The sequence below is a fragment of the Sinomonas atrocyanea genome (assembly GCF_030811715.1).
Classification (GTDB): Bacteria; Actinomycetota; Actinomycetes; order Actinomycetales; family Micrococcaceae; genus Sinomonas; species Sinomonas atrocyanea_A.
The window spans coordinates 195,639-208,075 of record NZ_JAUSRH010000001.1; the positions used below are offsets into that span (position 1 = coordinate 195,639).

Genomic DNA, 12,437 nt, shown 5'->3' on the forward strand with positions numbered 1-12,437 from the left:
CCGTCCGCGACTTTGTACTGACCGGTCAGTTTCCCTATAATCGGTAGCATGCTTTCAGTTCGTGCCCTGCGAGTCGCCGGCCGGCACGGCGACCTCGTTCCCCCCACCTCCTTCGACGCCGCCACCGGCGAGCTCACCCTCGTGCGCGGCGACGGCCAGGAGCACCGCACGGCCCTCGCCCTCGCCGCCACCGGCCGCTGCACCCCGAGCGACGGAACGGCCCGATGGGGCGTTCCGCGCGGGAGCGCACGGAAGGACCTCACAGCGCTCCGCCGCGCGAGCGCGATCGTCGACGCCCCCGCGATCAACGAGGCCGAACTCCACCTGCGGGTGCGCGACCTCGTCGCCGAGGACCTTGCCCTCCTCCCGCGCCGCTACCGCGGCCCCGTCCGGCCCGAGGCGTGGCTCACCGTCAATGCCTTCGCCGACGTCGCGGACGAATGGGCCCAGAACCTCCCGGCCGCGCGCCGCACCGAGCTCCTCACGGCGCTCGCGCTCGCCAACCCCGAGGCCGGGCTCCTCGTGCTCGACTCCCCGGATCGCCACTCCGACGACCCGTCCGCGTGGCTGCCGTTCCTCGCGGCGACCGCCGCGCGCGCGGGGCGGCCGCTCGCCGTCGTCGCCGTCGTCGCCGAGCTTCCCGAGGGCTGGGGCGGGCCGGTCACGGAGATCGGCAACGCCGTCGAACCGGGGCCGGAGCGGGAGGCGGGCGCCGAGCCCGCGCCGGAGCCCAGCGGAGCGGTGCCCGGCGCCGACGCGCCGGCGGCCCGGGCGGAGGTGGACGCGTGACCGTCCTCCGCCTCGCGCGCTCCGAGCTCAAGCGCATGACCTACGGGCTGCTGCCGAAGCTGACGATCCTCGCCCTCACGGTGGTGCCGCTCCTCTACGGTGCCGTGTACCTGTACGCCAACTGGGACCCGTACAAGAACCTGGACCGGATCCCGGCCGCCCTCGTGGTCGAGGACCAGGGCGCGCAGCTGCCCGACGGCTCGCGCCTCGAGGCTGGCGGCCAGGTGGCCGAGAGCCTCGTCGACGGGCGCCTCTTCGACTGGCACCGCGTCCCCAGCACCGCCGAGGCCGACGAGGACGTCAGGAAGGGCACCTACTCGTTCTCGCTCATTCTCCCGGCGGATTTCTCCAAGAACCTCGCCTCCCCCGCGGGCTTCGACGCGGCGCACCAGGCCATGCTCAAGGTCACGACCAACGACGCGAACAACTACCTCCTCTCCACGATCGTGGACAAGGTCACCACCGCGGTCCACGACTCCGTGGCCAAGGAGGTCGGTACCGACACGGCGGCCCGGCTCCTCTCGGGCTACGGCACCATCCACGCCCAGCTCGCCACGGCCTCCGACGGCGCGGACAGGCTCGCCGCCGGGCTGGACACGCTCAAGGGCGGTTCGGCGCTGCTCGCCGACGGGGCCTCCCAGCTGCACGCCAGGGCGGACCAGCTCGTGGCCGGCCAGGAGCGGCTCAGCAGCGGCGCCGCCCAGCTGCGCGATGGCTCCGCCCAGCTGGCCTCCGGCCTCGATACGCTGCGGGCCAAGACCGGCTCGCTCCCCGCCGACACCCGGCGCCTCGCCGACGGCGCCGCCCAGGTCGCCGCGGGCAACGCCGCACTGAACGAGAAGGTCCAGGCCGCGGTCAGCGCCGCGGACGCCGCGAATGCGGCCCTCCCCGACCGCGCCCGCCAGACGGCCCAGGCCCTCGTGGCCTCGGGCGTGCTCACCCAGGACCAGGCGGACAAGGTGGTCTCCGACCTTGCCGCCCAGGCCTCGGCTCCGGCCTCCGATGCCGCGAAGCAGCTGCACACCGCCGCGGGGCAGGTCCAGCAGCTCGCGGCCGGATCCCAGCAGGTGGCGGATGGCGCCGCCCAGCTCGCCTCAGGCATGCCGGCCCTCACCGGCGCGATCGGGCAGGCGGACGACGGCGCCCGCTCGCTGTCCGCGGGGGCGGCCCAGCTCGCGTCCGGGGAGCAGACAGCAGTGGACGGGACCCGCGCGCTCGACGCCGGGGCCGCGAAGCTCGATACCGGCGCGGCGCAGCTCAGCGACGGCGCGACCCAGGCCGACTCTGGCTCCCACGACCTTGCGAGAGGCCTTGCGGCCGGGGCGGGGAAGGTCCCCAACCCCTCACAGCAGCAGACCCGGCAGCTCGCGAACGTGATGGGCGATCCCGTCGCGGTCGAGCATGCCGCGCAGACCAAGGCCGCCTCCTATGGCGCGGGGCTCGCCCCGTTCTTCCTCTCCCTGGCCATGTGGGTGGGCATCTTCATGCTGACCCAGGCCATGCGCCCCTTCACCCTGCGCGCCTTGGCCTCGAATGCCCCGGCATGGAAGGTGGCACTGGGTGGCTGGCTGCCGTTCGCCGTGGTGGCCGCCGCACAGGCGACGCTCCTGACGGCGGTGGTGGACTTCGCCCTCGGCCTGGATCCGGCGCACCCGCTGCTCATGTGGCTGTTCCTCATGCTCGGGGGGACCGCGTTCAGTGCCCTGATCCAGGGCATCATCTCGCTGCTCGGCACCAGCGGGAAGTTCGTGGTGCTCATCCTGCTCATCCTCCAGCTCGTCTCCTCGGGCGGGACGTTCCCCTGGCAGGTGACCCCCGCGGCGTTCCAGGTGGCGCACCAGATCCTCCCGATGGGCTACATGGTGACGGGCATGCGGCACCTCATCTACGGCGGGGACATGTCCGGGATCCTGCCGATCGTGCTCGGCCTGGTCGGCTACACGCTGCTGGGCGCGGTGCTCAACCTCCTCGGCACCCGCAAGAACATGACGTGGCGCCTCAAGACCCTCCAGCCGGAGATCACGGTATGAGCCGGACGACAGCCCGGACGCTCGGGACCCGGCAGCGCCTGTTCGACGCCGCCATCGAGCTCATCGGCCAGCGCGGGGCCGAGGCTGTGACGGTCGACGAGATCGCCGCGGCGGCCGGGGTCGCCAAGGGCACGGTCTACTACAACTTCGGCAGCAAGAACGAGCTCGTCGCCCAGCTCCTCGAGTACGGCATGGGCATCCTCATGGAGGCCCTGCGGGGCCCGGACGACGCGGCTGGGCCGGGCTCGGACGCGCTCGCCGAGGTCCGCGGCATGGTGGGCCGGGCGCTGGAGTTCATCGAGGCGTACCCGGCGTTCGTCCGGCTGTGGATGGGCGAGCAGTGGCGCGCCGGGGGCACGTGGCAGCCGGTGCTGGCCGGGATGCGGTCCGTGGTGCTCGCCGAGATCCGTGCGGCCCTCGAGCGAGTGGCCGGGCAGGTCCCGCCGGCTCCCGGCCAGGACCTCGGGGTCGTGGCGGTGGCCCTCTTCGGGGCGGCGTTCATGGTGGGCGTGGACCGGGTCTCCGCGGTCCCGGCGAAGCCGGCGGCGCCCGCCGTCGAGGCTGTCGTGGCGGTGGCCGCTGGGGCCTTCGGCCTCGGCCAGCGAGCAGGCGACACGTCCCAACACAAGTACCACCAGCAACAGCAGTAACGGCGAAGGCTGCTGTCACACTTGAGGCATGGCCAGCCGTTTCCGTCCCCTGCGCACGAGCGCCCGGGCGACGCTCTGGGCCGCCGGCGCGGCCGTCCTCCTGTGCGTCATCGCGGCCCTCACCCTGGACGGCAGCGCGGCCTCCTTCGCGCTCGCGGGCCTCGGCGCGTTCGTGGCCTGCGCGCTCTACGCCGTGCTCGGCATGTCGCGCTATCTCGTCGCCGGTCTGGCGGTGGTGAGCTCGTCGCTGGCGATCGGCTCGGCGCTGGCCTTCCTGCGCCTGCTCGGCCTCGCATGGGACCAGGACCCGAACACCGTCACGACCGTCTCCAGCCGTGACGCCGACCCGTTCTTCTTCGGCGCCCTCCTCGCCGCCGCGGTCACCCTCGCGGTGCTGCTGGGCGGAGCCGTCTGGCCCGAGTCCCGCAGGCCTCCCATGCGGCGACGCCCGGCCGCCGCCGCGGGGCCCCGCCGCCCGGGCCGCGCGCCGTCGTCCGCCAAGAAGCCCCTCCCCAAGGCGCCGGCGCCGGCCCGCGCCCGCACCGCCACGGTGCGGACACCCTCGCCCCAGCGCACCGCCGCGCCGCGCACGCCCTCGCCGACGCGCGGCCGGGTCAGCCCTTCTTCTTCGAACGCGGCACGGCGAAGCTGACCAGCCGGGCATCCTGGCCGTCGAGCTCGGCCCACGGGGTCTCGGTCTCGAACACGGCCAGCCCGGTGGTCGGGAAGTGGCTCGCGGCATCCATGTAGGCGTCCTGGTCGGAGTCGCGGGAGGCGAGGCGCAGCGCGAGGTCCTGGACGCCGGGCATGTGGGAGACGATCAGCAGGGACCGCACCGTCTCGGGGACGTGGTTCACGACGGCGAGCATCCGCGCCGCGCTCGCGGCGTACAGGCCGGACTCGAGCTTGGGGGTCGGCGCCTTGTCCCCCAGCTCCTCGCACACCCAGGTGGTGGTCTGGCGGGTGCGCAGCGCCGTGGAGCAGAGGATGAAGTCGGGGATGATGTGGTGCTTGACGAGCCACTTCCCCGCTTCCGGGGCGTCCGCGTGCCCGCGCTCGGCGAGCGGGCGGTCTGCGTCAGGGACCCTCTCAGGCCAGGCGGCCTTCGCGTGGCGGAGGACGATGAGGCGCTTGAGGTGGTGCTTGCTCACGCCACTAGCCTACGGCCGGGCTGCCGGGCCCGGCCGCCGGCCCGGTCCGGCGGCCCGCCCGGCTGTGCTAGATCGAGTACTCGGGCGCCGCCCAGACGATGACCTCGGGGTGCTCGTAGAAGCGGTAGCCCTGGCCCCGCACGGTGCGGACGGTGTTCGCGAGCCTGCCGAGCTTCGAGCGCAGGCGGCGGATGTGGACGTCGATGGTGCGCTCGTTGGGCACCTCTTCCGCGTTCTTCCACAGGCTCTCGAGGAGCTCGTCCCGGCTCACGGTACGGGTGCCGTTCTCGACGAGGTAGTTCAGGAGCTCGAACTCCTTGAAGGTGAGGTTGAGCGTCTCGCCGTCGAGGTGCACCTCGCGGCGGGCGAGGTCGATGAGCACGCCTGCAGGGCGCGGGTCCGAGGCCGCGGGGCGCGGCTCCGGGCGCTGCTGCCGCACGGACACGGTCGGGTCACCGAAGGTGGAGCGCACGACGTCGAGCGGGGAACCCGGCGCGCTCGCAGGCGCCACCGCGACCGCTGCGTAGCTCTCGACGCCCTCGACGAGCGACTGGGCGTAGGCGCGGATCTCCTGGGCGATGCGGGCGATCGAGGTGCCCGCAGCGGCGGCCTGCTGCTCGGAGAGGCCCACATAGAGCACGAAGCCGTGCGCGACGTTGTCCGCGGCGACCGCGCGGACCGGCTCGGTGCCCGGCTGGATCACCGGGGTCGGGGCGGTCATGGGTGCGACGTCCTGGCCGGCCGCCAGTGGCGACGTGCGGGCCGTGGCGGCCGCGCCGTGCTGGTACGCGTCGGCGCCGCCGAAGTGCGCGTTGAAGGGCTGGCGGTGGCCCGGCTTCTGGGCCTTCTGGGCGTTGCGGACAGAGATGTGGACGTAGCCGGATGCAACAGACATGGATGAACCTCGTGAGGACTGCTAGCCGTGAAGGCTTCGAATGCGGAGCAGATGCGCCCGCCTGGCGGTGGATGCCCGACGCTGGGCGGCGAAAAGACTGGGGCTGAGTGCTGGGGTGGTGCAGTTAGCTCGACATTCGACAGCAGCATGCGGATCGACCGGAGGGTGTCCCGGCGAGGCGGCGGTCTGCGGCTGCAGGGGCTGCTGAGTCTTTGTTCACAGTGAGAGTGTGTCCCGTAACAATGGCTACAGGCAAGTAACAATGTCGGCTTCGTCTCACGATACGAGACGAACGACGGTTGATGTGGCGAGAATCACGATTCGGCGCCGCGAGAATGTGAACAGATATTTTCAGACTTTCGAACTCTGGGACAGCTGGAATCGAACATTCTTCGATCTGCATGGCCTTTTGCTCCGTTTGTGCGGCCGTGCGGTCGATCTCACACCGTGGACGCGACTCGATGCGGGGCGCGCCGCCCGCTTGCGACGCTGGACATGGCTGGGTTCTATCGTCTACTTCGCACGAGGGCGCAGGTGCGACCGGCGACCGGGTTCTCAGATGAATCTGCTGTTACCCAAATGTGACAATCACCGGCCGGTTCCCTTATGGTGGTCTGGTGCCCGCCCCACGGCTGGCATCTCCCAGGCCATGTCCGCCGAGCTCTGCCGACGGTCTGGGGGGACGTAGAAGGCAGAGACGGAGGACCCACTCAGCGGCCGCGCCCAGTGCTACGGGCACTCATGACGGCCTCGGGGTGAAGCCCGTGCCACTGGCAGGGCCGGATGACTCTCATCCGAACCCGACAGCTAACTTCGCAGGCGCAAACGAGAGGCCCTTACGCTTGTGAGCAAGACCCCAGACCGCGCTTCCGCGCGCCCTCATGGCCGACGCCGTGCCGTCGCGCCCAACCGTTCCGCCCTGGCCCGCGCTGCGAGGAAGGGAACTGACCGCTTCGGCAACCGGAGCGCCGTCGTTGCCCTGTCCCTCGGCCTCCTCGCCGTTGCCGGCGGCGGGGCGGCGGCCACCGCGAACTCCGCGGACCTCGCCCGCACCGCCTCGGTGACGGCCCCTTCTGCGTCCGCCGCCCAGAGCCCGAGCCCGCTGGCCCAGGCCAGCAGCGACGCCCGCGCAGCGGCCGACAAGGCTGCCGCGGACAAGGCTGCGGCCGACAAGGACGCCGCTGCCAAGGCTGCTGCGGACAAGGCCGCGGCCGACAAGGCCGCATCGGACAAGGACGCCGCTGCCAAGGCTGCTGCGGACAAGGCCGCGGCCGACAAGGCCGCATCGGACAAGGCCGCGGCCGACAAGGCAGCCGCGGATCAGGCAGCCGCCGCCACCGCCAAGGCCGCCGCTGCGGCGCAGCCGGTGAACGATCCGGCGGCCGCCCAGGCCTACGCCGCGAGCCGGCTCTCGGCCTTCGGCTGGGGCCAGGACCAGATGAGTGCCCTGGTCACGCTCTGGAACAAGGAGTCGGACTGGTCCACCACGGCCACCAACGCGAGCTCCGGCGCCTACGGGATCGTGCAGGCCCTGCCCGGCAGCAAGATGGCGTCCGTGGGCGCGGACTGGCAGACCAACTACAAGACCCAGATCGACTGGGGCCTTGACTACATCAAGAAGAGCTACGGCTCCCCTGCGAACGCGCTCGCGTTCCACCTCGCCCACAACTGGTACTGAGGGCTGCAGCGCGGTACGGCGCTGACCGTTCCCGCTGCGCACGACGGCGCCGCCCGCCTCACGTCCGAGGCCGGCGGCGCCGTCGTGGCGTCCCGTGGCCGGAGCCTCAGTTCGAGGTGCTCCCCGAGCTGGTGCCCGTGCCCGTCCCTGTGCCGAGGATCATGACGGTCTGCGCTGCCAGGCCGTCCTTGAGGGCCATCACGTTCACGCTCTCGCCTTCGGCGAGGGACTCGGTGGTGGAGGTCCCGCTGCCCGACGTACCCCGCCCCCGCATCCCGCGGGCCGCGATCTGGGTGGAGGACGAGAGCGCATAGGTCTGCTGGAAGCCGTCGCTGCTCTTGACCGTCACGGACTGCCCCGACACGGCGGTCACGGTGCCGGTCTGCTCGACCATCGTGACGTTCGCGTTGTCCTGGACCACGACGAACTCGCCGTGCAGCATCTGGCCGAGCGTGCCGATGCCCATGCCGCCGGCGCCGCCGAACCCGCGCGTGCCATTCTGGAAGCCCTGGGCATTCTGGCCGCCCTGGGCCCCCGTGCCGCCCTGCGGACCGAATCCGCCCTGGCCAGCGGCGGCGCCGCCGAAGCCGTTCGCGGCGCTGCCGTCCGCGGACGAGCTGGAGGAGTTGGCGGCCCACACGGCGGCGCCCGCGCCCCCGGCAATCACGACGGCTGCCGCCGCGGCGGCGACCCCCTTCTGGGTTGAGGTCAGGCCGCGCCACCGCGCGGCCGCGGGGTGCGGGCCCTTGCCCGGGGCAGCACCCCAGCCCGGGCCGGGCTGCGCGTAGAGCTGCTCGGGCGGCGCGCCCCAGCCCTGACCTGGCTGGCCCTGCTGCGGGGCGCCCCACCCGGGGTACTGCTGCGTCGGCTCCTGCGGGCCGATCGGCTCGGCGGGGCGGTGGTCGTCCGTGCGGGGTGCATCGTTGTGGGCCATGGTGTCCTCCTTGAAGGTGGGGCGTTCTGGTCTCAGGGTTGGCGCGGATGCTGTGTCCGGGCTGTGCCGACCGCCTGCGGCCACTGTGACCGGGGCTAGGCTGGCGTGCACAGGGCGTTCACAGCCCGCGCTCAGGCTCGGACAATCCGTCACAGGGAGGCTGGAACCATGGCAAGCCCCTTCTCCACCAACAACCTGCCGGCGCTGACGCACCCCGACGGCACGCCCATCCGCGCCCTCGTGGTGGACGACGAGCCGAGCCTGTCCGAGCTCATGAGCATGGGCCTGCGCATGGCCGGTTGGAGCGTCCAGGTGGCCGCGGACGGGCCCTCGGCAGTCAAGGCGGCCCGGGAATTCAGGCCCGACGTCCTCGTGCTCGACGTCATGATGCCCGGCTTCGACGGCGTCGAGGCCCTCACACGCATCCGCCAGTTCATGCCCGAGGTGCCCGCGCTGTTCCTCACGGCCAAGGATGCGGTCGAGGACCGCATCACGGGGCTCGCCGCGGGCGGGGACGACTACGTCACCAAGCCGTTCAGCATGGAGGAGGTCATGCTCCGCCTGCACCGGCTCGTCCAGCGGTCGGGGGTGGCCGCGCAGGACGACGCCGAGCTCGTGGTCGGCGACCTCGTGCTCAACACGGACACGCGCGAGGTGACCCGCGGGGGCGACGACATCCAGCTCACCGCGACCCAGTTCGAGCTCCTGCGCTACCTCATGGAGAACCCCAAGCGCGTGGTCAGCAAGGCGCAGATCCTCGACCGCGTGTGGCAGTACGACTTCGGCGGCCAGGCGAACATCGTGGAGCTCTACATCTCCTACCTGCGCAAGAAGATCGACGTGGACCGCGCCCCCATGATCCACACCGTCCGCGGCGCGGGGTACGTCATCAAGCCAGCCGAGGCATGACCATGAGCAAGCTCTCGGGCGCGGAGCCGCGTTCGGGGCGCAGCTGGCTCCATCCCGACACCTGGCACCTGAGGACCAAGCTCGTCCTCGTGGTGATGCTCCTCCTCGTGGGCATCTGCACCGTGGTCGGCACCCTCCTCTACGCGACGATGGACCGGGTGCTCACGCAGCAGCTCGACGGGCAGCTGGCGCAGGCGAGCCACCGCGCCGTGGAGTTCGGGACTGCCTCGAGCGGCCTGCGCCGCGATCCGCTGGACGCGCCCGGCCAGGGCGCCGGCACGCTCAGCGCCAGGATCAGCAACGGGGTCCTCGTCACGAGCGGCCTGCGCACGGCGGACGGCAAGATCGTCTCGATCACGCAGTCCGACGCGGACGCGCTGGCTTCGATCCCGGTCGGCGGCCAGGGGCCCGGAGGCCCCCCGGGCGGCGGCGCGACCGGGGCCGTCGACCGGCACCTCAGCCCCGGATCGTTCCGGCTGGTCGCCATCCAGGTCCCCAACGGCGACGTCGTGGTGACCGGCCTCCCGCTGGCCTCCATGCAGGCGACCCTCGGCTCCCTCGTGCTCACCACCGTCACCGTGTCCCTCGGGGGGCTCGTGCTCGTAGGGCTGCTCGGCACCGTGATCATCCGGCGCACCATGAAGCCTCTGGACGAGCTCTCCCGTGTGGCCGGACAGGTGGCGCAGCTGCCCCTCGAGGCCGGAGAGGTGGCGCTCGCGGTGCGGGTCCCCGACTCCGCCTCGAACCCCGGGACGGAGGTCGGCCAGGTCGGGAACGCGCTCAACAGGATGCTGGACAACGTCGCCGGTGCCCTCGAGGCCCGCCAGGCCTCGGAGACGAAGGTGCGCCAGTTCGTCGCCGACGCCTCGCACGAGCTGCGCACCCCCCTCACGGCGATCCGCGGCTACACGGACATGCTGCGCCTGACGGAGCCGCTCACGGAGCAGGGCGCCGAATCGCTCGGGCGGGTTGAGTCGCAGTCACTGCGGATGTCCCGCCTCGTGGAGGACCTGCTGACCCTGGCGAGGCTCGACGAGGGCCAGCCGCTCAAGCGGGGCCCGGTGGACCTCACCCAGCTGCTCGTGGAGACGGTCACCGACCAGAAGGTCATTGCACCGGACCATGTGTGGCGCCTCGAGCTGCCCGAGGAGCCGGTCGAGATCACGGCGGACGGCGCGAAGCTCCACCAGGTGCTCGTGAACCTGCTGAGCAACGCCCGCAAGCACACGCCCGCCGGAACCACGGTCACCGCCGCGGCCGGCCGGTCGGCGACCGGCGAGGCGGTGCTGACTGTGACCGACAACGGCCCGGGGATCCCCCCCGACCTGCGGGACACCGTATTCTCCCGCTTCACCCGCGCGGACAAGGCCCGCACCTCCACGGGCGAGGGCTCCACGGGGCTCGGGCTCTCGATCGTCGACGCCATCGTCAAGGCCCACGGCGGGTCCATCGACGTCACCTCGAGGCCGGGCCGGACCGAGTTCGCCGTGTACCTGCCCGCGGCGTAGCCCTCGGCCCACGGCCGGGCGGCGTTCAGGCTCCGCGGGCGCCCCGGCCGCCGTCCACCGTGAGGACCGCCCCGGTGGTATAGGACGACGCCGGGGATGCGAGCCAAAGCACAGCGGCCGCCACCTCCTCAGCGGTCCCGATGCGCCCCATCGGGGAGAAGGACCCGATGCGCCGCCGGACCTCCTCGGGCTGTGCTGCGGTTCCCCCCGACTCGACGGACCCCGGCGCCACCGCGTTCACGCGGATCCCCCGCTCGGCGTAGTCGAGGGCAGCGGTGCGGGTGAGGCCCACCACGGCGTGCTTGGCCGCAACGTAGGCGGACATGCCGGGAGCGCCCGCGATGCCCGCCGTGGAGGCGATGTTGACGACCGTGCCGCCCGATGGAAGGGCCGGCAGCTCGTAGTGCATCGCCACCAAGGTCCCGCGGAGTGTCACGCCGAGGACCCGGTCGGCCTCCTCGAGCGCGAGGTCGCCGAGCGGGGCGGGGCGATGCGCCGCCCCGGCGTTGTTCACCGCAATGTCCATCCCGGCCGTGGCGGCCCGCTCCACGAGGGTCCGCACCCCGATGTCTTCCGTGATGTCCGTGGGCATGGACTCCGCCTCGATCCCTGCAGAGCGGAGTTCCTCCTCGAGGCTGCGGAGGTCCGCCGCGGTGCGCGCAGCGAGCACGAGCCGGGCGCCCGCGTGCCCCAGGGCAGTCGCGATCGCCCGGCCCAGGAGCCCGTTGGCCCCGACGACCAGCGCCGTGCGGCCCGTGAGGACCCCGCCCGCTCCGGTCATCCCGAGGCCTGGGCGGACGTGGCCTGCGCGGGGCCGGCTGGGGCGGGCTCGGCCTCGTGCCTGCTGCGGCGCGTGGCCATGAAGGTCCCCGCGAGGACGAGCACCGCGCCGGCGCCGATCAGCGGCGTGAGCGGGTCGCCGTGGAGGGCCACCCCGAGCGCGAGGGCCACGACCGGGTTGACGTATGCGATCGCCGTCGCCCGCGCGGGGCCGGCGTCCGCGATGAGGCGGAAGAAGAGCAGGAACGCGAGGGCGGTGCACAGCAGCCCGAGGAGCACGAGCGAGCCCGTCGCGAGCGCCGACTGGGGCTGGGCGGGCCAGGACATCACCGCGAAGGGGGAGGCGATGATCGCCGCGATGCTCAGGCAAGCCGCCGTCATGGGCAGCGCCGGCACCTCGCGCAGCTTCGTGGCGGCGATCTGCGGGGCGATCGCGTAGCCGACCGCCACGAGCATCATCTCGACCACAGGCCATGGCCCGGCGGCCTCCATGCCGCCTCCGCCGAGTGCCGCCACTCCGCCGATCGCGACCACAAGTCCCGCGATCCGCAGCCGGCCGATGCGCTTCTCGAGCCCGATCAGCCGCGCAACGACGAGGGCGAGCACCGGTGCGAACGCGATGAGGAGCCCCGCGAGCGAGCTCGTGATGAAGCGCTCGGCGTCGCTGAGGAGGAACCACGGGCCCACCATCTCGAGCAGCGCGAACGCGAGAACGGCCCAGCGGTGCTCCCACACGATGCGCATCCCCCGCCGGGCGAACGGCAGGAGCACGACGGCGCCGATCGCCGTCCGCGAGAACACGACGACGGCGGGGCTCACTTCGTGCACCGCGTCGCGGATGAGGAGGTAGGGCACGCCCCAGATGAGGCTCATGGCCGCGAAGAGGATCCAGGCCCGGCGGCTCATCGGAGCCCCCTCCGGCAGCGGGTGGAGTGCGTCACGGACCACACTCTAGGCGCGGCCTCCGACATCGGAAACGATTCGGGCTCGGCCGAATCCTCCGCCGACGTCACCCCGCAGGAGCGCGAGGTCACCCCGCAGGAGCACGACGTCAGGGGCGCGGGCAGGCGCCGCCCTCACAGCAGCACCACAGCATCGCGCTAAGGCCGTCAA

12 protein-coding genes and 1 riboswitch are annotated in these 12,437 nt (G+C 72.5%); of the genes, 7 read left to right on the top strand and 5 right to left on the bottom strand.

The window, feature by feature from the left end; genetic code table 11:
- Window positions 1–48: 48 nt before the first annotated feature.
- Genes J2W21_RS00970 through J2W21_RS00985 form a run of 4 tightly spaced genes read left to right on the top strand, consistent with a single transcriptional unit; the run spans window position 49 to window position 4,121 of the window.
- On the top strand, window positions 49–789 hold the full coding sequence (locus J2W21_RS00970; RefSeq protein WP_307112639.1) for an ABC transporter ATP-binding protein: 741 nt from the start codon (window positions 49–51) through the stop codon (window positions 787–789).
- A complete protein-coding gene (locus J2W21_RS00975) occupies window positions 786–2,819 on the top strand; it encodes a YhgE/Pip domain-containing protein (RefSeq protein ID WP_307112640.1) in 2,034 nt (677 codons plus the stop codon). The genes J2W21_RS00970 and J2W21_RS00975 overlap by 4 nt, the downstream gene beginning before the upstream one ends.
- A complete protein-coding gene (locus J2W21_RS00980; protein ID WP_307112641.1) occupies window positions 2,816–3,469 on the top strand; it encodes a TetR/AcrR family transcriptional regulator in 654 nt (217 codons plus the stop codon). The genes J2W21_RS00975 and J2W21_RS00980 overlap by 4 nt, the downstream gene beginning before the upstream one ends.
- A 28-nt stretch (window positions 3,470–3,497) precedes the next feature.
- Window positions 3,498–4,121 (top strand): hypothetical protein, encoded by a 624-nt coding sequence (locus tag J2W21_RS00985; RefSeq protein ID WP_307112642.1) that lies wholly within the window; start codon window positions 3,498–3,500, stop codon window positions 4,119–4,121.
- Here J2W21_RS00985 and J2W21_RS00990 read toward each other — a convergent pair.
- Both J2W21_RS00990 and J2W21_RS00995 read right to left on the bottom strand, forming a co-directional pair.
- Complete coding sequence (locus J2W21_RS00990; RefSeq protein ID WP_307112643.1) at window positions 4,084–4,620, bottom strand: SixA phosphatase family protein; 537 nt, start codon at window positions 4,618–4,620, stop codon at window positions 4,084–4,086. The two genes, J2W21_RS00985 and J2W21_RS00990, sit on opposite strands and share 38 nt — an antisense overlap.
- A gap of 67 nt (window positions 4,621–4,687) precedes the next feature.
- A complete protein-coding gene (locus J2W21_RS00995; RefSeq protein WP_307112644.1) occupies window positions 4,688–5,515 on the bottom strand; it encodes a winged helix-turn-helix domain-containing protein in 828 nt (275 codons plus the stop codon).
- 644 nt (window positions 5,516–6,159) lie between these two features.
- Window positions 6,160–6,352, top strand: a riboswitch (cyclic di-AMP (ydaO/yuaA leader).
- Between the two features lie 7 nt (window positions 6,353–6,359).
- Here J2W21_RS00995 and J2W21_RS01000 point away from each other — a divergent pair.
- On the top strand, window positions 6,360–7,193 hold the full coding sequence (locus tag J2W21_RS01000) for a hypothetical protein (protein ID WP_307112645.1): 834 nt from the start codon (window positions 6,360–6,362) through the stop codon (window positions 7,191–7,193).
- Between the two features lie 106 nt (window positions 7,194–7,299).
- Here the strand turns inward: J2W21_RS01000 and J2W21_RS01005 are convergent, their stop codons facing one another.
- Complete coding sequence (locus J2W21_RS01005; RefSeq protein WP_307112646.1) at window positions 7,300–8,127, bottom strand: hypothetical protein; 828 nt, start codon at window positions 8,125–8,127, stop codon at window positions 7,300–7,302.
- A gap of 168 nt (window positions 8,128–8,295) precedes the next feature.
- Between J2W21_RS01005 and J2W21_RS01010 the strand changes: the two genes are divergently transcribed.
- Together J2W21_RS01010 and J2W21_RS01015 are read left to right on the top strand one after the other, a co-directional pair.
- Window positions 8,296–9,036, top strand: coding sequence for a response regulator transcription factor (locus J2W21_RS01010; protein ID WP_307112647.1), 741 nt, complete (start codon window positions 8,296–8,298; stop codon window positions 9,034–9,036).
- A 2-nt stretch (window positions 9,037–9,038) separates the two neighbouring features.
- Window positions 9,039–10,544: a HAMP domain-containing sensor histidine kinase gene (locus J2W21_RS01015; protein WP_307112998.1), complete on the top strand. Its 1,506-nt coding sequence runs from the start codon at window positions 9,039–9,041 to the stop codon at window positions 10,542–10,544.
- 25 nt (window positions 10,545–10,569) lie between these two features.
- Here J2W21_RS01015 and J2W21_RS01020 read toward each other — a convergent pair whose 3' ends face one another.
- Both J2W21_RS01020 and J2W21_RS01025 read right to left on the bottom strand, forming a co-directional pair.
- A complete protein-coding gene (locus J2W21_RS01020; protein ID WP_307112648.1) occupies window positions 10,570–11,325 on the bottom strand; it encodes an SDR family NAD(P)-dependent oxidoreductase in 756 nt (251 codons plus the stop codon).
- Window positions 11,322–12,230 carry a DMT family transporter gene (locus tag J2W21_RS01025; protein ID WP_307112649.1) on the bottom strand — a complete coding sequence of 303 codons (909 nt, stop codon included), beginning with the start codon at window positions 12,228–12,230 and terminating at the stop codon, window positions 11,322–11,324. The genes J2W21_RS01020 and J2W21_RS01025 overlap by 4 nt, the downstream gene beginning before the upstream one ends.
- Window positions 12,231–12,437: the final 207 nt, after the last annotated feature.

Bases quoted from the DNA above. Each gene is read 5' to 3' on its own strand.
- J2W21_RS00970 (WP_307112639.1), top strand. From the start codon at position 49: ATGCTTTCAGTTCGTGCCCTGCGAGTCGCCGGCCGGCACGGCGACCTC.
- J2W21_RS00980 (WP_307112641.1), top strand. From the start codon at position 2,816: ATGAGCCGGACGACAGCCCGGACGCTCGGGACCCGGCAGCGCCTGTTC.
- J2W21_RS00985 (WP_307112642.1), top strand. From the start codon at position 3,498: ATGGCCAGCCGTTTCCGTCCCCTGCGCACGAGCGCCCGGGCGACGCTC.
- J2W21_RS00995 (WP_307112644.1), bottom strand. From the start codon at position 5,515: ATGTCTGTTGCATCCGGCTACGTCCACATCTCTGTCCGCAACGCCCAG.
- J2W21_RS01005 (WP_307112646.1), bottom strand. From the start codon at position 8,127: ATGGCCCACAACGATGCACCCCGCACGGACGACCACCGCCCCGCCGAG.
- J2W21_RS01010 (WP_307112647.1), top strand. From the start codon at position 8,296: ATGGCAAGCCCCTTCTCCACCAACAACCTGCCGGCGCTGACGCACCCC.
- J2W21_RS01015 (WP_307112998.1), top strand. From the start codon at position 9,039: ATGAGCAAGCTCTCGGGCGCGGAGCCGCGTTCGGGGCGCAGCTGGCTC.
- J2W21_RS01020 (WP_307112648.1), bottom strand. From the start codon at position 11,325: ATGACCGGAGCGGGCGGGGTCCTCACGGGCCGCACGGCGCTGGTCGTC.
- J2W21_RS01025 (WP_307112649.1), bottom strand. From the start codon at position 12,230: ATGAGCCGCCGGGCCTGGATCCTCTTCGCGGCCATGAGCCTCATCTGG.